We start from the raw sequence: 18,339 nt of genomic DNA, 5'->3' as shown, positions 1-18,339 counted from the left end.
TGGGTAAAACCTTCACAGTGGATAGGCGATAGTTATTCTCGCAATCCTTAATTAACTAAAGGATTTTCCTGATAAGGAAACATCTCTTCCGTTAGCTCTGGGGTATTGTAAAACAAATGTAACGCATTAATAAATAGCTGTGCACGAGGTGGTGTGTTTTTGTCTCGTAAATAAGCGAGAACTTGTTCTCTCACTTTATTTCTAAATTCATAACGATCAGGTTCAAAGTTACCTTCTAAATTGTCACAACTAACATTAAAAGGATAACCAGCAGCTTGGCAGAATAACCAATCTAATGCTTGAGGTTTGATTTCTACAATTTCGAACTGTCTTTGAGTAGTTTCATCTCGTCCATCTGGGCAATACCAGTAACCATAATCAACTTGTTGCCGACGAGCCTCTCCGGCGATACACCAATGCGATATTTCATGTAATGCGCTGGCATAAAAACCATGAGCAAAAATAATTTGATGATAAGGAGTCTCTTCATTTGCTGGCAAATAAATTGGCTCATCATCCCCTTTAACTAAACGGGTTTGGAAACTTTCGCTAAAACATTGATTAAAGATATCAATTAACTGTTGATAATGATGTGCTGACATTTAAAAAAACCATTTATTCCTAATTAAAAAGTGCAGAGAACCAAAGTGCAATAGTATCACCATGATTGTCATTAATGAGTTTGATGCTCATCAAAAAGGAGATAATGACCAACATAGGTCTTATTAATTTTTGCCCTTTTGTTAAGACTAAACCTGCACCTAAGCGAGCACCAATAAACTGCCCACAAAGCATAACTAAACCAATAGTCCAAATAACCTGCCCACCAATAATAAAAAACAGTAAAGAGCCAAAATTAGAGGTGAAGTTGAGTAATTTAGCATGAGCTGTTGCTTTTGAAAGATTATATCCAAGTAACATGACATAACCTAAAGCGAAAAAAGAACCTGTACCCGGCCCAAAAATACCATCATAAAAACCGACACCGCCGCCTAATATTGCACCAAAAGTATAATAGCCAATACGTTGTTTACTGTCTTGAGCACCGATTGATGGAGTAAGAAGAAAATAGAAACCGATAGCGATGGTAAGAATAGGAAGTGCTTGTTTAAGAATTTCTGGATTAATAAACTGTACCAACATGACACCAGAAACAGCACCAATAAACGTCATTAAAATGGCAAATCGCTGCGCTCTTAAATCAATCACTTTTCGACGTATAAAGTAGAGCGTAGCCGAAAATGAACCACCTACTGATTGCAGTTTATTTGTTGCAAGAGCCTGAACAGGCGAGATCCCAGCGGATAACAAAGCTGGAATAGTGATTAATCCACCACCACCAGCAATTGAATCAATAAAACCTGCGATTAAAGCCACCAAAAAGAGAAGAAGGTAGATGCCATCTGAAAAGAGCCAATCCATTTATCTATCCGAATTATTAGGAATGAAGGACGTGTTGCTGTGTTTATCTCATTTATTTAAAAAAGCCACAACAACACGATCTGAGCATAATAAAATTAGGCGCTCACACCTTTAAAGCTAACATCAAACTTACAACAGTTTGTCGACTTCGTTATTGACTTAGAATGATTACCATTGCATTAGCGGAGGTACAACGTCACCACATTGCCCACGTTGGCGCAATGCATGATCGAGTAATACAATTGCCATCATTGCTTCTGCAATAGGGATAGCGCGTATTCCCACACAAGGATCGTGACGACCTTTGGTTATCATATCAACTTCTTCACCATCACGATTAATCGTTTTACCTGCAATAGTAATACTAGACGTTGGTTTTAAAGCAATATGAGCGACAATTGGCTGACCACTGCTAATTCCACCTAAAATGCCACCTGCATGATTACTGGTAAAACCATTCTTAGTGAGTTCATCTCTATTTTCAGTGCCTTTTAATGTTACAACACCGAAACCATCACCAATTTCAATTCCTTTAACAGCATTGATACTCATTAATGCGTGCGCTAAATCTGCATCTAGTCTGTCAAAAACAGGTTCACCCAATCCTACTGGCACCCCTTCTGCCACCACAGTCACTTTTGCACCAATCGAGTTGCCCTCTTTTTTCAATGCGCGCATATATTCATCTAGCGCATCTAAACGCGAAGGATCAGGACAGAAAAATGGATTACTTTCGACAATAGACCAATCAACAAGCTCACACGTAATTGGCCCTAATTGAGATAGGTAACCTCGAACTTCGATACCCAATTTCTCTTTTAGATATTTTTTTGCAATTGCGCCAGCGGCAACACGCATTGCTGTCTCACGAGCAGAAGAGCGTCCACCACCACGATAATCACGTAAACCATATTTTTGTTCGTAGGTATAATCAGCATGACCAGGGCGAAAAACATCTTTGATTTCACTGTAATCTTGAGAACGTTGATCCGTGTTTTCAATCAGTAAACCAATGCTTGTTCCTGTTGTAACACCATTGAATACACCTGATAAAATACGAACTTGATCAGGTTCACGGCGTTGCGTGGTATAACGTGATGTTCCGGGTCTACGTCTATCTAAATCAACTTGTAAGTCGGCTTCAGTTAAAGGTAATCCAGGAGGTACACCATCAACAATGCAACCTAATGCAATACCATGAGACTCACCAAAAGTTGTGACTCTGAATAATTGTCCGATACTGTTTCCTGCCATCCCTTTATTCCTATCTTTTACTGTGTGATGTTATCAATATGTTATTTTCAATAAATAACAATCTACCGTCTCATTACTGTTACATCAACGTTTATCAATAGAAAAACACGCTGAATATTCGACGAGCTGTTCACGAGTCAGCATAAAGACACCGATTCCACCATTTTCAAACTCAAGCCATGTAAATGGAACCTCGGGAAATTGCTCTATAAGGTGAACCATACTATTACCCACTTCACACACTAAAATACCTTTTTCACTCAGATATTCAGGGGCTTTTAGTAAAATTTGTCTTGTAATGTCTAGGCCATCAATACCCGAAGCTAATGCTAATTCAGGTTCAACTTGGTATTCATCAGGTAAATCACCCATATCTTCGATATCAACATACGGAGGATTTGTCACAATAATATCGTAAGGCGTTGGGACAAGAGCGTTAAATAAATCTGATTGCATTGGATAAACACGATGCACTAACCCGTGGTTTTCGATATTAAATTCAGCTACTTCCAGTGCATCTCCAGAAATATCAACTGCATCGACTTCCGCCTCTTCAAACTCATGAGCACAAGCAATCGCAATACAGCCACTACCCGTGCATAAGTCGAGAATACGTGTTGGCTCTTGCTGAATTAAACCATCAAAATGGTTATTGATTAGTTCACCAATAGGAGAGCGAGGGATAAGAACACGTTCATCAACATAAAATTCGTGACCACAGAACCAAGCGCTATGAGTTAAATAAGGAACAGGGATCTTTTGCTCAATTCGGCTTTCAATAAGTGTAATGATTTCCATTTTTTCAGAAGTTGTTAATTTAGTCGATAACAGCACATCTGGAATATCTAAAGGAAGTGCAATAGTTGGCAATACAAGCTGCAATGCTTCATCCCATGCGTTATCTGTGCCATGACCATAATAAATGTCAGATGAATTAAACTGACTCATAGCCCAACGTAGCATATCTAGGATCGTGCTTAAATCAGCAACTGCTTCCTCTTTTAGTGTTATATCCAAAATGGTTGTCCTCTGAAGAAATAGAAAGTCTGTAGTTTGCCATGAAGATAATGATAAATCAGCGCTAAGAAATAAAAAAAGGAAACATTACTAAATAATTCTCTCATCCCCCAATACTACAAAAGGACATCTAAATAAAGTCATATAAACTAAATTAAAACAACTAAACGAAATTAAAAATTAACAAACTATAAAAACAAAGAATATTTGTTTAATTTTTTGACTTTAGCTAGAAATAATGAAAAAAGGGATCATACTTAAAATTATAAATTAATTATTGAGCAGAAAATAAATTACATCAAAAAATATTCATTCTCTACTTGTTATTTTCTTGATTAGGTTGCTCTCTCAATAATCTTTCTTTGATTTTTAGGAGATAAGAATGAGTAATAAAAAATTAACCCAGTCTGAAGTTAATGATGCACATAAACTCCAAACTCGTTCTCTAAAAACCCCCACAGACCTAACCCCTAAAGCAACAAAAGAGGTCGGTGCTGCAATGAATGCAATTTTAGCTGATGTTTTTGCATTGTATTTAAAAACAAAAAATTTCCACTGGCACGTAAGTGGCCCTCATTTCCGTGATTACCACCTAATGTTAGATGAGTAAGGTGACCAATTATTTGCAATGACTGATCCTATTGCAGAGCGTGTCCGTAAAATTGGTGGTATGACATTGCGTTCTATTAGTCAGATTTCAAAAATGCAACGTATCAAAGATAATAATGCAGAATTTGTCGAACCTTTAGATATGCTTGCTGAATTATGTCAAGATAACCAATCACTTGCAGCCGAATTAAGAAATGCGCATGTGGTGTGTGATGAAAATAATGATATATCTACTGCAAGTTTAATTGAAAATTGGATTGATGAAACTGAACGTCGTACATGGTTTTTATTTGAAGCCTGCCGACGTGCTGAAACCTCAGGCCATTAATTCATCTATTTGCTAGCTATGTGACTATTTCGGCAGGGTAAATTCCCTGCTTTTTTTTATGCTAAATTTATAACCTATACTTTTTTATCTCTGACACTATTTCATGTACTATTGCCTTATAAAAACAGTAACACTATGAAGAATCGTAAAAAATGAATAAAAAATTTTCATTACCACCTTCTGAAATTGAGTTATTTCAGGAGATGATAAAAGGCACTAAGAAATTACCTCAAGATAAAATACTTCATTCACCAAAACGTAAGAAAGTGACACACTACGCTATTGAACGTCTTCAACAAGAACAAGTTGATGCCTCTTATTATTTTTCAGATGAATTTCAACCTAACTTAGCAACAGAAGGCCCAATGCGCTATTTAAGAGAAGGCGCTAATGCTTATGAATTAAAAAAACTACGTCGTGGCGATTATACACCTGAATTTTTTCTAGATTTACATGGATTAACACAGCTAATTGCAAAACAAGAGATTGGCGCATTGATTGCGGCATGTAGACGAGAACATGTTTATTGTGCCTGTATTATGCATGGGCATGGCAAACATATTTTAAAACAGCAAACACCACTTTGGTTAGCGCAACACCCTGATGTTATTGCTTTTCATCAAGCACCAAAAGAATGGGGAGGCGATGCTGCATTATTAGTTTTAGTAGAAAACGACGATCTTGCTCGCCGCTAAACCAAAACTCTATTGCATTAACCCTTAAATCACCTATCGGGTGAAATAAGGTGTTAATTACTTACTCAGCTAATTCATTTAAATTTTATTTCAATGTCGAAGGTGATACTTGCCATAACAACGCCCCCTGTACCTTTTGATAAATCAAAATCAACACAAGCAATAGTTGATGTTGAAAACATAGGAGCACATACCGCCGGACAAAGTTCAGCAACAACATAGCCAACCAAAGGTAAGTGAGAAATAACAAGAATATTTTTATATCCTGTATCCCCCAAGGCACGTAAGTAATGTGCAATATGTGAAGGATTTCCTCCGGGGATAAGTCCATCATCAGTTTCTATTTTACTAGGTAGTGCTAAATCGACTTTTACTGCTTCCAATGTCTGTTGAGCACGTAAATAAGGGCTGACTAAAACATAATCGATAGTATGTCCCTGCTTTGTCATCCATTCAGCCATTTTTATTGATTCATTTTTTCCACGATCAGTCAGTGGTCTTAGTGCATCGCTGGCAGCATCAATGGCTGCTTCTCCGTGGCGCATAATAAAAATTTGCATAATAAATTATTAAACCTATTTTATTTTTGTAATTACTGGTATTTACACTTTTAAGATACTTAATTTAAATCAATTTAAATCAATATATCCCCATCTAAAATCTTCAATACCCTAATTGCAATAGCATTATTGATCTTTTTAAGATCATACTGTTGGTTTGCAAATTGACATCATTTTTAGAATCTTATTTTAAAAAGCTTCGTTTTTAAATTTATGTTCGAATAATCATTTTGCCATATCTGGCTATCATTGACACTTTCGACCTCTTTTTCCATTAAAAATTCATCAATTATTAATCTGACGCAAAAACCACAAGAAAAAAGGCGCCTAAGCGCCTCAATCAAAACAAATGTCACAAAAGGAAAAAGCAATGGTAAGCAATGATATTAATCGTAAAAACGTTCATTTCGTTTAGCCATTTCAACTAAACGTTCACAAGGGCGAAATTTTTCTCCATATTTATCGGCAAGTTGATTAAGCTTTTCTGCCACCTTTGTTGTTCCCATACTGTCCATATAACGGAATGGGCCACCAAAAAAAGGAGGGAAACCGATACCAAACACAGCCCCTATATCACCATCTCGTGGTTGCTTTATAATATTTTCATCTAAACAACGAACTGCTTCATTTAACATTAATAATAAACAACGTTCTGTAATTTCAGAGAAAGAGTGTTGTTTTTTAGGCTTAATTTGTAATAGTCGATATATCGTTGGATCAGGCTGTTTTTTGTTTTTACCTAATGAGAAAGGTAATGCATGTTTTGCATAAAGATAAAAACCTCGTCCATTTTTACGGCCTTTTCTATCATCAGCAATAATGGCATCCACAGCAGGAGGAGAAGCAAATCTTTCACCAAATGCATTTACTAATATCGGCGTTATTTTTGTACCGATATCAATACCTACTTCATCTAATAACTGAATAGGCCCTACAGGGAAACCAAACTGAACAAGTGCTTTATCAATATTTTCAATAGGTTCTCCTTGTACTAAGCATGTCAATGCTTCACTAATATAAGGAGCCAGAATACGGTTAACATAGAATCCAGGTTTATCACCAACAACTATTGCAACTTTACCCTGTTTTTTAGCAAAAGCGACTGTTGTAGCAATGGTTTTTTCATCCGTACTTTCATGTGGAATAACTTCAACCAAAGGCATTTTTTCCACTGGACTGAAATAGTGAAGTCCGATCACTTTTTCTGGGTATTTTGCTGTTTCAGCAATTTTATGAATAGGAAGCGAAGAGGTATTTGAAGCAAAAATAATTTTACCTTTACCTACTTCTTCAATATCTGCAACCATCTTTTGTTTTAAAGCCAAATCTTCAAAAACCGCTTCAACAACAATGTTTGATTGATGAAAACCACTGTAATCTAAAGAGCCAGAGAGCAGCCCCATTTGGCGCTGACGTTCGCGTGCAGATAATCTTTTTTTACTCACTTTAGCTGAAAGCGCTTTCCAACTATAATTGAGTGCCTGAGCAATTCCCTTATCGCTGATATCTTTAATTCTTGCTGGTAAATTACCTTTTGTCGCTGTAACAAAGGCAATCCCTCCCCCCATTAATCCACCACCTAAAATACCGATATGGTGTAAATTATCTGGCTTTTCAGATGATCCTGTTTCATTTTTAAGTGCCGTAGAAGCAAAAAAGAGATGCCTTAATGCAGATGAAACTGGAGTCATAGCGAGTTCACCAAACGCATTAGCCTCTTCTTTAAACCCTGTTTGAATATCCTTTTCAAGACCTCGTTCTATAACATGAAGAATACGCTCAGCTGCTGGGTAGTGGCCTTTTGTCTTTGCTAATGTGCGTTTTTTAGCTTGCCCAAACAGTATATTTCTCCCTAAAGTTGTGTTTGCCCAGAAACGATCCATCATCGAATGCTTTCTCTGCTCTTTTTTACCCGATAAAATCCATTTAGCAGCAACTTCTAATAAAATATCTTGTGAAACAACATCATTTACAAGACCTAATTTTAAGGCTCTTTTCGCATTAACTTGTCTACCCGTTAATATCATATCTAACGCGGATGTCACACCAATAAGACGGGGTAAACGTTGAGTTCCGCCAGAACCCGGCAGTAATCCAAGTTGCACTTCAGGAAGCCCTAAACGCGTTTTGTTATTATCAGAACAAATTCGCCCATGACAAGCTAAGGCCAATTCAAGCCCTCCACCAAGACATGCGCCATTGATAGCGGCCACAACAGGTAATGGATAATTTTCGAGTTGGGTAAAAAGGTCTTGCCCTGCTTTTGCGAGTGCACTCGCCTCTTCTTTAGTTTGACAACCCGCAATCATGGAGATATCCGCACCTGCAATAAAATTATCTACCTTACCTGATGTGATAATTAATCCTTTTACACCAGAATGTTGTTGCGCTTGTTTCAAAACATCTTGGAACTGCTGTACAAATTCTGCTTTTAGTGTATTTACTTTTTCACCAACAACATCAATGGTGATAACACCTACTTTGTCATTACGAACTGAGAATTGAAAAACAGATGATTTTTCTAGTGTTGTTTGTTGTTGTTCCATTATTCCACCTCCAAAATCATCGCAGCACCCAATCCACCCGCTGCGCAAGCAGTGGTCAACCCAAACCCTCCACCTCGTCGTTTAAGCTCATGGAGTGTCTGTGTGACCATTCTTGCACCAGTTGCAGCAAATGGATGTCCATAAGCAATAGAACCACCTAGCACATTAAACTTATCCATATCCACTTCTCCAATCGCCTTGGATAATCCTAGTTGCTCTTTAGCAAACCGTTCACTACCAAACAGTGTCAAATTACTGAGTGTTTGTGCAGCAAAAGCTTCATGCATATCAATTAACGTTAAATCACTTAATGCAAGACCTGCGCGAGAAAGTGCCAGTGGTGTGGCATATGATGGCCCCAATAGCATATCTTTCCAGACATCTGTCGCTGTAAAAGCATAACTGCGCAAATAACCTAAAGGTTGATAGCCAAGACTTTTAGCAACAGATTCTTTCATCATTAATACAGCGGCTGCACCATCGGTTAATGGCGTACTGTTTGCGGCAGTGACACTACCATGGCGGCGATCAAAAGCAGGTTTTAACTTGGCGTAAGAATCAAGAACGGAATTTTTACGAATATTGTTATCTTGATGGAAACCTTCTTTGTAAGGCGGGAAAAAAGCGGTCATCACCTCATTATCTAGTTTTCCCATTTCCCATGCTTTAGTTGCTAATTGATGAGAACGATGCGCTAATTCATCTTGAGCAACTCTGGAAATATGATAAGTCTTTGCCATTTGTTCTGCCGTATCTCCCATACGTAATCCAGTTGAGTATTCAGCAACGGCAGGTGCTACAGGAAGGAGATCACGAAATCGTAATTGGCTTAAATAACTTAATCGTTGACCTAATGATTTGGCTTTATTAAGGCTTAATAAAACATCAGCAAGTTTTTTACTCACACCAATAGGCAACACTGAAGACGAATCTGCACCACCAGCAATACCAACAGATACGTGCCCAGCCATCATACTTTCAGCAATATTAGCTATCGCCTGAAAGCTTGTTGCACATGCTCTTGTTACACTATAAGCATCCGTTTTTACACTTAATCCTGCGCCAAGCACAATTTCTCTGGCAATATTCGGTGCTTCAGGCATTTGAACCACTTGTCCAAAAACAAGTTGATCAATAATTTCAGGAGGAATTTCATTGCGAGTTACTAATTCTTGAACCACTGAACGCCCTAATTCAACCGCAGGTATTCCTCGATACGCAGTCGCTTGTTTAGCAAAAGGTAAGCGTAGCCCGCTGACAATAGCGATGCGATCTTTCATAGCACTGTTCGTTGATGACTTCATAACGGCTCCTGACAAAATGATTTCCTAGCACCAAAGAGGTCTGACCTGATAATAGTGTTAACAAAAAATTCACTTTTCAGAAACGTTATTTTACAAGAAGTGGGAGTTAGCGCTCAATATTTCGATGAAATGTCTGAAACTTAACAATAATGATAGAAAAAGATAATAACGTGATGAAGGGATATAAAAAAGGCTGTTGAATTTCAACAGCCTTAAATCTAGTTATTTCAGTGGATTAGCGTAATCCCAACTGAAAGATTAAGTTTTCTGCTTCACAAGAGAATGTAAAATCAGCGGTAAGTTGAACACCACCATCAACATCAGCAAATTGTTGATTGATTTTGCAAGGCTCTGAAGCGATAGATTGTGCTTTTGCACTGAGTTGATCTAACATTGCTTGCGCTTGTACTTTATCAGCGAAGACATGCTGATATGACGCTGTGCAATTCTTATTGTCAATAATAGTACCCACATCTACACAACAGCAAGCAGCGGTTTCTTCTGCACTACAACGATTAATTGCGTCTGCCATTTTAGTCTCCCAACGAAAGAAATGTTAATTATCTATCATAATCGTAAAAAAATAAAATAAACTGCTTTAGCTCAAATTTTATTACAATTTTACAAAAATAATTGATTATTCTGTTTGTTTAACAATCAAAAACATCTTTATTGGAATAACTTGTGAAAAATATGTTAACCAAATCCCAATTATTGAATCTAATTGGCAATATTTGTAAAACATACTTGCAACATTTACGGTAATCAACTTTATACTTAATCAACTGGTCTGATTTGTCATAACGACAACCGCACCTAAAATCCAGCGCTTCTAATCAGAAGTTACTAACTTAAAAAAATTATGAGGGTTTAGGTCATGAACCGTAAAAACCTGTTTACTCGCACAGCACTAGCTGCCTTGGTAGGTGTTATCTCCTCTCAAGCAGGCGCTGCCGGTTTTCAGTTAAATGAATATTCTACTTCAGCACTAGGGCGTGCATTTTCAGGAGAAGGCGTTATCGCCGATGACGCAAGCGTAGGTAGCCGTAACCCAGCTGCACTTACCATGTTCGATCGCCCTGAATTCTCTGTTGGTGCTATCCATATTAACCCAAGTGTTGATATTAAAGGTAATTCACCTCTTACAGGCGCTAGCACTAACGCTGGCGATATTGCACCAAGCGCATTAGTCCCTAATATCCACTTTGTAGCACCAATTAATGATAAATGGGCGATTGGTGCATCAGGCACAACAAACTTTGGTTTAGCCACTGATTTTAAAAAGGATTATACTGCTGGCCTTATTGGTGGTAAAACCGATTTAAAAACCATGAACTTAAACTTAAGTGCAGGTTATCGAGTAAATAACCAATTTAGTGTCGGTTTAGGCTTAAATGCCCTTTATGCTGATGCAGAAATTACACGCCATGTTGGTGAGGCGGGTAAAGTTTTAGGTGGCGCTTTATCACCAAAACCGGGCATGGGACAATTAGGCGGTTATTTATCAAGCCTATCGCCAAGTGACCGCTTTGCTCAATTAAAAGGGGATGCATGGGGCTTTGGCTGGAATGCTGGCTTACTGTATGAGTTTGATGAAGACAATCGTGTAAGTTTTACTTATCGCTCTAAAGTAAAAGTGAAATTTAAAGACGGTGAGTTCCAAAGTGACTTACGTTCAATTCCACAACTCGAAGGAATGGGAGTTGTAGGTACTAACGGCGAAACCATTAAAGGCAAACTTGATCTTAACTTGCCTGAAATTTGGGAATTTGCTGCTTATCATCGTGTAGCGCCAAAATGGGCTGTTCATTATAATTTTGCTTACACAAGCTGGAGTGAATTTAAAGAATTGAGAGCCACACGTAAGAGTGATGGTCAACAACTCTTCAAGAAAGAAGAAGGCTTCCGAGATGCATGGCGAGTGGCTTTAGGAACAACCTATTATCACGATGATAACTGGACATTCCGTACTGGTATCGCTTTCGATGATAGTCCAGTTCCAGCGGATAAACGCTCTATTTCCATTCCTGATCAAGATCGTTTCTGGTTAAGTGCAGGGGCAACTTATGCATTTAACAAAGATATGTCTGTTGATGTGGGCTTAGCGTATATGCACGGTAAAAAAGTCACAATCAAAGAGAAATTATCTGAAGAATTACCATTACCTGCTTACGAATTTGAATCATCAGGTAAAGCATGGTTATACGGTATGAACTTTAACTACCGTTTCTAACTGTTACGCTATATCGCTTTTATACAAAAAATGGTCTTTTTTAAGACCATTTTTTATTTATTCACCAAGCTAAAAAGATAATTCACTAATCAATGGAATCCAAATCATCTTCAATGGCTTTCGCATTAGGATTTTCTTTTACTGTGCCCGCTTGGAAGTCATTACTTTGGAAATAGGCTTCACGCATCATTAAATAAGGATCAGATGAATTTTGTAAAATAGCATCAGAGTCGAGCAATTGCGCTCGTGTTTCAATGCCTTCTAATGCCCACTTACCCGCTGACATCCAAAACGTTAAATAGCTCAACATAGGGTAGGTTAAATCAGCCCAATCACCACCCTCTTCACGGACAGTAAAGCTACCATAGCCTGGTACAACAACATAAGGGCCATAATCCATACCATAATAACCTAACGTACTACCAAATCGCATTGGTACTTCCTTTTCCATCGTTTCTTTGGACATACCAGCAACATCAATTAAACCACCCATACCAAAGACGGTGTTGATCCAAAATCGACCAAAATGTTTTGCACCCTTTTCAAAATCACCACGTAATACGCTGTTCACCATACTTGCAGGCTCTTCTAAATTACCTAAAAAGTTAGATAAGCCATTTCTTGCTGGTGGTGGCACATAATCACGCCAAACAACGGCAACTGGACGTAAAATATAGGGATCTAATACATAGTAGTTAAAATCAAACATCTGGCGGTTAAACCCTTCTAATGGGTCAGAACGCCCCTCCCCATTATTAGAGGTGCTTGCACATCCTGAAAGTAAGGCAACTGAAAGAGCAACACCGCACAGGCGATACTTCATAATGTTCTCCGCTAATTATCTTATGATGAGCAGCATCATAATTCGCATATTCATAAATTCTAGACATAATACTGTCAATGCATAATAAGTGGTACTTTTATTAGGTTTTGATCTTATAAGATTATTCGGTTTTTGTGATTATCTTATCGAGCTAATTTAAAATATTAACCCTATATTATGGACAAATATAAAAATATTCGATGTTATGTAATTAGATTCTACTTTCAATACATCAATATCTGCTAATGATTTTAACCATTGTCGCTACTTCGGTGTATTAGCAGGAAAATCTATAATAATGGTATTTCCAGCGTTAAGAAGAACTGCAATATGTTCACTTAATACACTCTTCACTAAATCACTTTTTTCAATATAGTCAGCCACTGTCTTTATTTGATTTAGGTAAAACCACGAGAGCCATTCATCTTTATTGATTAATACCGCCCTGAGTGATTTTAAACTTGATCAAAATTTTCAGGAGGGATAAAGATATCAATTGGTCTAGCATTACACATCATCAACAGAAAATAAGTAATAAATAAAAACTTTAAATATCAAATGTTATTAATTAACTTTATATTCATATAAAAACCTGTATTTATTATCGATTATTGAACAAGTGAGTGAAATAATGACGATAATAGATAGCGTGAACTGATAAAAACAGCTCTAGGAAGAATGTCTAGATTTATAGCATGGGTAATAGATGGCGTTCCCTACAGGGATCGAACCTGTAACTAGCCCTTAGGAGGGGCTTGTTATATCCATTTAACTAAGGGAACCTTGATTTGAGTTGTTTACCTAATTTCTTAAGTGTTTCTATGTTACCTCTCATTCGCTGTTCTAATCAAGCCTTTATCTCTTTCTTGTTTTAATTTGTTTTTAATTGTTTCCGTTTATATCTTGTTCGTTCATTTGATATGGTGTACATATTGAGTACATAATCTAAAACAACTCTGTGTACATTATATAATTATGGCTCTTAGTGATACAAAACTCAGAAATCTTCATAATAAACCATACTCAGGATCGTCAGAGTTAACTGATGGTGATGGCTTGAGTGTGCGTATATCTAAAAATGGCACCATTGCATTTCAATACCGCTATCGATGGAATTCAAAGCCAACACGTCTAACTATTGGGAAATACCCAACCACATCACTAAAAGATGCGCGTATCATAATTTCAGAGATGAAAGAATTGTACACAAAAGGCATCGATCCTAAAATGTATTTCTCATCAGAGCAGTCTCACGCAACACTACAGGATTGCTTGGACTATTGGTGGGATAAATACGCTTCAACATTAAAAGATAATACTCAAATACTTTATAAGTCTGTCGTGTACACGACCATGTACACACAATTTAAAACGATACCTGTTGAAACAATAACCGCCTCAGCTTGGGTTAAATTCTTTGACGGGCAAGAAAATCTCAACCCTAAAAAAGCAAGGACGCTTCTTATACAACTAAGATCGGTCATCAATTGGTGTATTAGTCGCCAATTTATACAAAACTGTGAAGTGCTGAAGATCAGCCCCAAAAATATAGGAAAGAGAGCAGAGGTTGGCAGCAGGGTTCTTACATACAACGAATTAGCTCAGGTTTGGATTGCGTTAGATAATAATAAAGTTGTTTCATCAAATAAATTATTACACCAACTTCTGCTTCTTTGGGGTTCTCGTTTGTCTGAGCTAAGACAGGCAACAATTAATGAGTTCAATATGACCGATGAGATATGGACGACACCTAAAGAACACTCAAAAATGGGTAATACAATAAGAAGGCCAATATTTGAACAAATAAAGCCATACATTGAAAGGTTACTAAATCAAGGTAATGACATTCTATTCCCTGGTCAGATGCTAGATAAACCTCTCGATTTATCAAGTGCTGGCTTATACATGAGAAATTTAAGAAAGAAAATAGATATACCTGAATGGAGAACTCACGACTTTAGACGATCTCTAGTTACCAATCTATCTAGTGAAGGGGTTATGCCTCACGTCACAGAAAAAATGCTTGGCCACGAACTTGGCGGTGTAATGGCTGTTTATAATAAACACGACTGGCTCAGTGACCAAAAGGATGCCTATGAATTATATGCTGATAAAATATTTTGGCATGTTAATAAATTAAAATAACACCCTGCTATACTCTACAAAAACTAACCGGATCCGATATGAACCTCGCAAACCTAACTCAAGAAGAAAAAGACAAAATCAATGTCGATTTGGCAGCTTCTGGTGTCGCATATAAAGAACGACTCAATATGCCAGTTGTTGCGTCCGAAGTTGAACGACAACAACCAGCACATTTGAGAGCGTACTTTAATGAACGACTAGCGTTTTACAACAACAACAAACGTGGTATCTTTAACGATTTCGGATATAGATAAAGTAATGGGTAAAGAAATAAAATCATTGCAATACTTAAGGGGTGTTGCCGCTGTGTCAGTTGTGTTGTATCACTACAGGTGGTACTTAAACTCATACAATCAGGTTAATATACCAAACCTCGGCAATATTCTTTTTAATGGATTTGCATTTGGTGTTGATTTGTTTTTCGTAATCAGCGGCTTTGTTATTATTCTTTCTACAGAAAAAAACTTTGGCCTGTATAAAAACTCACTGTTTTTTTGTGTTAAAGCGAGTGTTTAGAATATACCCTATTTTGATTTTCTTTGTTTTAATTTCAATTGCAATCAAAACGCCTGGGTTAATTTTATCTATAAAATCAATCATCCCAATTCACTTAGATTATACCTCTAGAGCTCCTTTTTTTGGTTATAATGTATTGATTGTTGCTTGGACGCTAACTTATGAGATATTTTTCTATTTTATATTCCTCATATCAATGGCAATTAATCACAAATATAGAGGCGTTATTTGCTGTGTATTGATTTTATCAATGTTTTTGCTAGTTCAATATTATTTTTCTGGTGAAATAACACTAAACGCATATAAGTCACAAAACATAGCTCTACCTGTCTATTTTAGCGCTCCGCTTTCATTGATATCATCACCAATGATTCTTGAGTTTTGTCTTGGAATTATTGCTTACCAAATATATAAAATAACTATAAATAACAATATATTAAAATTAGATATCACAAAGCATATATTAGCGTGCGCAATTTTCCTACTCTCTACGATACTAATAACGCACAGTGTTTTTTCTGGGCACGGGGTATTAAAGTGGGGAGTGATTTCATTTTTATTAGTTGTATTAATCACAATGTATGAAGAGAACGTAAAAATAAAACACATTCCTAGCCTTTATTTTCTTGGGAATATATCATACTCAATATATATGTCACACATACCTCTTATTGCATTGATCAATATTATAAACAGTCACCTTGGGCTTAAAGGATTTCCTTTGATTGTGTCATCCGTACTTATTGTAATAATAATATCATCCATAACATATTATTTAATTGAAATGCCAGCAGTGAGGATTTGTAGAAAAATAAATACACATTATCATCAATATAAAAGTTGACAGAGTAAATATATACAATTGGCAGGATGAATGCTAAATGATAAGCCATCCTGCCACAGTTATATAGCTAATGTTAAAGGCTTGGAAGCGGTGCCCAAGTCCCTGGTTCCCCTTCCTCAACACAAACCCATCCTAGAGGAGTCCCGGGAAATGGATCGCGTTTATATACCTTTTCACCATACTTCCAGTAATCTTTAAATCCATTACCGACCGTCGGCTTAGCCAATCCAACGTAGGTTTTATTACCTAAAGCATAATAATCTATATTTATTAACTCTGGGTTGTCACCATACATAAGTTCAATATAAGAGGATTGGGTTTTACTAGAGTTATTAACTCCTTTAGGTATTTTTGCATTGCCCAGATATAATTTAGCAGATTTATTGACAGTAAGAGGTTTGCTATCGCTATCTATAAAAGAGTCAGTGACTTTAATTGATTCATTTGTACCGTTACGCGTTGTGAAACTCACCCCAGTAAAGGAAGATTCATTTCTAATAATTAATTCACTGCTGTTGTAGACGTCAGCAATACTATTGACACACTCTACTCTTGTTCCATCAAACGTAAATCTTCCGTTATAGAAGTTGAATGTTGTAGCACCCCCTTTTACACTCCCACCGTTGAATAAAAATTCACCCAACCCGTCCAACGTAATGCGAAAAAACAATCCATCACCACTATGTGAAAACTTACAATCATTAAATACCCCTTCACCGCCTGTGCCATAAATCATAGTATCATCAGATATAAAATGGGTTTGGTTGTATACAGTTGGAGATAATACATTCCAGTTTGCGACAGCAGATTTAATCCAGCTATGATTTGACCATATTTTTCTGTACTCAATAGTTCCACCATTAATAATAACACCATGGCCTGTTAATTCGGTGTGTAACGGACGGTCGTATCCTTTAATATTAGGATTGTTGATTATGACATTACTGGTTGCTGTTCCTCCTTCTGGGTAGTAACCCTCAACGACAATGCCGCACCGCCCACTCCTGCCACCATTTAGTATCACAATTGGGTTATTGATCATGACTTGGCAAGATCCGTACCAAACATGTATACCGTCTGACCACCCTTCAAGATCTGTTATTGAGTATCCAACATCAGACAGTGCTGCGCAATCATTCAGTGTCGGTGATTCTATAACTCCGCTAGAATTTGATACATCTATTCCGGTACACTGAGAATTCCTTACTTTAACTTCTGCATAAAACGTACTTCCACTAATGTGCAGCCCAACCCCCCAATCATTCGCATCGATTTCTGGAAACCCAGTTATCTTTGTCATCCCTTGATCTATAATTGCCAGTACATAATTATTTCTTTTATTATCTTTATTGGTTAAATCTACCTTATCACCCACCCACTTTATTTTGCAGTCAGGAAAATAATACGTCCTTCCCCTCAATAATTGCGTTTTCTTAGATATAACTATTTCGCTTCCCCGCCTGCATGTTATGCTTGACTTTGGGTAACTTGAGTGTATTTGCGGTAGCAAATCAGTAATATCATCTCCGCTTTTAAATCCGAATTGCTCAAGATAAACGTAGTGTAACCCAATGATATCACTAACTGTTACGCCTCCGTAGCCTATTTTATCAGCGCCTTCGTGAGATAATAATTGCTCACGCAGTGATGCATCCCCAACACTAACCCAAGCGACAAGTCCTATCCCACCGGTGCTTTCTGGTGTAGATCCGGCGGGTACAGATTTAGGCAATTCGCCATCCCAGCGGTAATATTCTCCTGTGGTTTCATCACGTAAAACTTGATTTGGCAGTGTTATTTCAGCCCCTTTTTGGAACGAGTCTAACGTGATATAGCCGAATTGAGATATTGCTTGTTGAGCAATCCAGCGCAACCCTTCGATTGTAAAATGCTCTTGCCCGAATCTATCGATATACTTATTTTTCATTGACGTAACGAGCTCGTCAATTTTACCTGCGTTGTACTTCAGATCACTCGCTGCTTCACTTGGAACTGGATTTTGTGTTGGAATTGTAGACATAATTTTTCCCAATAAAAAAGCCA

15 protein-coding genes, 1 tRNA gene and 2 pseudogenes are annotated in these 18,339 nt (G+C 37.3%); 7 read left to right on the top strand and 11 right to left on the bottom strand.

Annotated features, from left to right (window positions below):
* Nucleotides 1–47: 47 nt before the first annotated feature.
* From CUB63_RS00515 to prmB, 4 genes are all read right to left on the bottom strand, one after another.
* The gene (locus tag CUB63_RS00515; protein WP_109847235.1) at nucleotides 48–602 is read right to left on the bottom strand and encodes an elongation factor P hydroxylase; all 555 of its coding nucleotides are present in this window, start codon (nucleotides 600–602) and stop codon (nucleotides 48–50) included.
* Nucleotides 603–621: 19 nt separating this feature from the next.
* A complete protein-coding gene (locus CUB63_RS00510) occupies nucleotides 622–1,422 on the bottom strand; it encodes a sulfite exporter TauE/SafE family protein (RefSeq protein WP_109847234.1) in 801 nt (266 codons plus the stop codon).
* A 168-nt stretch (nucleotides 1,423–1,590) separates the two neighbouring features.
* The gene (gene aroC / locus CUB63_RS00505) at nucleotides 1,591–2,676 is read right to left on the bottom strand and encodes a chorismate synthase (protein WP_072063207.1); all 1,086 of its coding nucleotides are present in this window, start codon (nucleotides 2,674–2,676) and stop codon (nucleotides 1,591–1,593) included.
* 84 nt (nucleotides 2,677–2,760) lie between these two features.
* Nucleotides 2,761–3,693, bottom strand: a complete 933-nt coding sequence (prmB, locus tag CUB63_RS00500) for a 50S ribosomal protein L3 N(5)-glutamine methyltransferase (protein WP_109847233.1) — start codon at nucleotides 3,691–3,693, stop codon at nucleotides 2,761–2,763.
* Between the two features lie 382 nt (nucleotides 3,694–4,075).
* Here prmB and CUB63_RS00495 point away from each other — a divergent pair.
* Nucleotides 4,076–4,630 (top strand): annotated as a pseudogene (locus CUB63_RS00495) (Dps family protein).
* A 152-nt stretch (nucleotides 4,631–4,782) separates the two neighbouring features.
* A complete protein-coding gene (gene smrB, locus CUB63_RS00490; protein ID WP_072063210.1) occupies nucleotides 4,783–5,325 on the top strand; it encodes an endonuclease SmrB in 543 nt (180 codons plus the stop codon).
* A gap of 85 nt (nucleotides 5,326–5,410) precedes the next feature.
* Here smrB and sixA read toward each other — a convergent pair.
* The 4 genes and pseudogenes from sixA to CUB63_RS00470 form a co-directional block, all read right to left on the bottom strand.
* Nucleotides 5,411–5,885: pseudogene (sixA, locus tag CUB63_RS00485) on the bottom strand (phosphohistidine phosphatase SixA).
* Between the two features lie 386 nt (nucleotides 5,886–6,271).
* A complete protein-coding gene (gene fadJ, locus CUB63_RS00480) occupies nucleotides 6,272–8,431 on the bottom strand; it encodes a fatty acid oxidation complex subunit alpha FadJ (RefSeq protein ID WP_170110777.1) in 2,160 nt (719 codons plus the stop codon).
* Nucleotides 8,431–9,735, bottom strand: coding sequence for an acetyl-CoA C-acyltransferase FadI (gene fadI / locus CUB63_RS00475; RefSeq protein WP_006533377.1), 1,305 nt, complete (start codon nucleotides 9,733–9,735; stop codon nucleotides 8,431–8,433). The genes fadJ and fadI overlap by 1 nt, the downstream gene beginning before the upstream one ends.
* Before the next feature lie 235 nt (nucleotides 9,736–9,970).
* Nucleotides 9,971–10,267 carry a YfcZ/YiiS family protein gene (locus CUB63_RS00470; protein WP_006533378.1) on the bottom strand — a complete coding sequence of 99 codons (297 nt, stop codon included), beginning with the start codon at nucleotides 10,265–10,267 and terminating at the stop codon, nucleotides 9,971–9,973.
* A gap of 345 nt (nucleotides 10,268–10,612) precedes the next feature.
* Here CUB63_RS00470 and fadL point away from each other — a divergent pair, with 345 nt between their 5' ends.
* On the top strand, nucleotides 10,613–11,968 hold the full coding sequence (fadL, locus tag CUB63_RS00465) for a long-chain fatty acid transporter FadL (RefSeq protein ID WP_109847232.1): 1,356 nt from the start codon (nucleotides 10,613–10,615) through the stop codon (nucleotides 11,966–11,968).
* Between the two features lie 85 nt (nucleotides 11,969–12,053).
* Here fadL and mlaA read toward each other — a convergent pair whose 3' ends face one another.
* Together mlaA and CUB63_RS00455 are read right to left on the bottom strand one after the other, a co-directional pair.
* Complete coding sequence (mlaA, locus tag CUB63_RS00460) at nucleotides 12,054–12,791, bottom strand: phospholipid-binding lipoprotein MlaA (RefSeq protein ID WP_109847231.1); 738 nt, start codon at nucleotides 12,789–12,791, stop codon at nucleotides 12,054–12,056.
* Nucleotides 12,792–13,498: 707 nt separating this feature from the next.
* Nucleotides 13,499–13,573 (bottom strand) — tRNA-Arg (locus tag CUB63_RS00455).
* Between the two features lie 193 nt (nucleotides 13,574–13,766).
* Here CUB63_RS00455 and CUB63_RS00450 point away from each other — a divergent pair.
* Genes CUB63_RS00450 through CUB63_RS17915 form a run of 4 tightly spaced genes read left to right on the top strand, consistent with a single transcriptional unit; the run spans nucleotide 13,767 to nucleotide 16,296 of the window.
* Nucleotides 13,767–14,936, top strand: a complete 1,170-nt coding sequence (locus CUB63_RS00450) for a tyrosine-type recombinase/integrase (RefSeq protein ID WP_109847230.1) — start codon at nucleotides 13,767–13,769, stop codon at nucleotides 14,934–14,936.
* 38 nt (nucleotides 14,937–14,974) lie between these two features.
* A complete protein-coding gene (locus CUB63_RS00445; protein ID WP_109847229.1) occupies nucleotides 14,975–15,190 on the top strand; it encodes a DNA polymerase III subunit theta in 216 nt (71 codons plus the stop codon).
* Between the two features lie 4 nt (nucleotides 15,191–15,194).
* A complete protein-coding gene (locus CUB63_RS17475; protein ID WP_157955964.1) occupies nucleotides 15,195–15,452 on the top strand; it encodes an acyltransferase family protein in 258 nt (85 codons plus the stop codon).
* Nucleotides 15,433–16,296 carry an acyltransferase family protein gene (locus CUB63_RS17915; protein ID WP_415752984.1) on the top strand — a complete coding sequence of 288 codons (864 nt, stop codon included), beginning with the start codon at nucleotides 15,433–15,435 and terminating at the stop codon, nucleotides 16,294–16,296. The genes CUB63_RS17475 and CUB63_RS17915 overlap by 20 nt, the downstream gene beginning before the upstream one ends.
* 73 nt (nucleotides 16,297–16,369) lie before the next feature.
* Here the strand turns inward: CUB63_RS17915 and CUB63_RS17470 are convergent, their stop codons facing one another.
* Nucleotides 16,370–18,316: a tail fiber/spike domain-containing protein gene (locus tag CUB63_RS17470; RefSeq protein ID WP_157955962.1), complete on the bottom strand. Its 1,947-nt coding sequence runs from the start codon at nucleotides 18,314–18,316 to the stop codon at nucleotides 16,370–16,372.
* Between the last annotated feature and the right edge of the window lie 23 nt (nucleotides 18,317–18,339).

It is taken from the genome of Proteus penneri (assembly GCF_003144535.1).
In the GTDB taxonomy this organism is placed as follows: Bacteria; Pseudomonadota; Gammaproteobacteria; order Enterobacterales; family Enterobacteriaceae; genus Proteus; species Proteus penneri.
The sequence above is the reverse complement of the archived record's forward strand: the minus strand, read 5'-3'. Positions and strand labels throughout refer to the sequence as shown.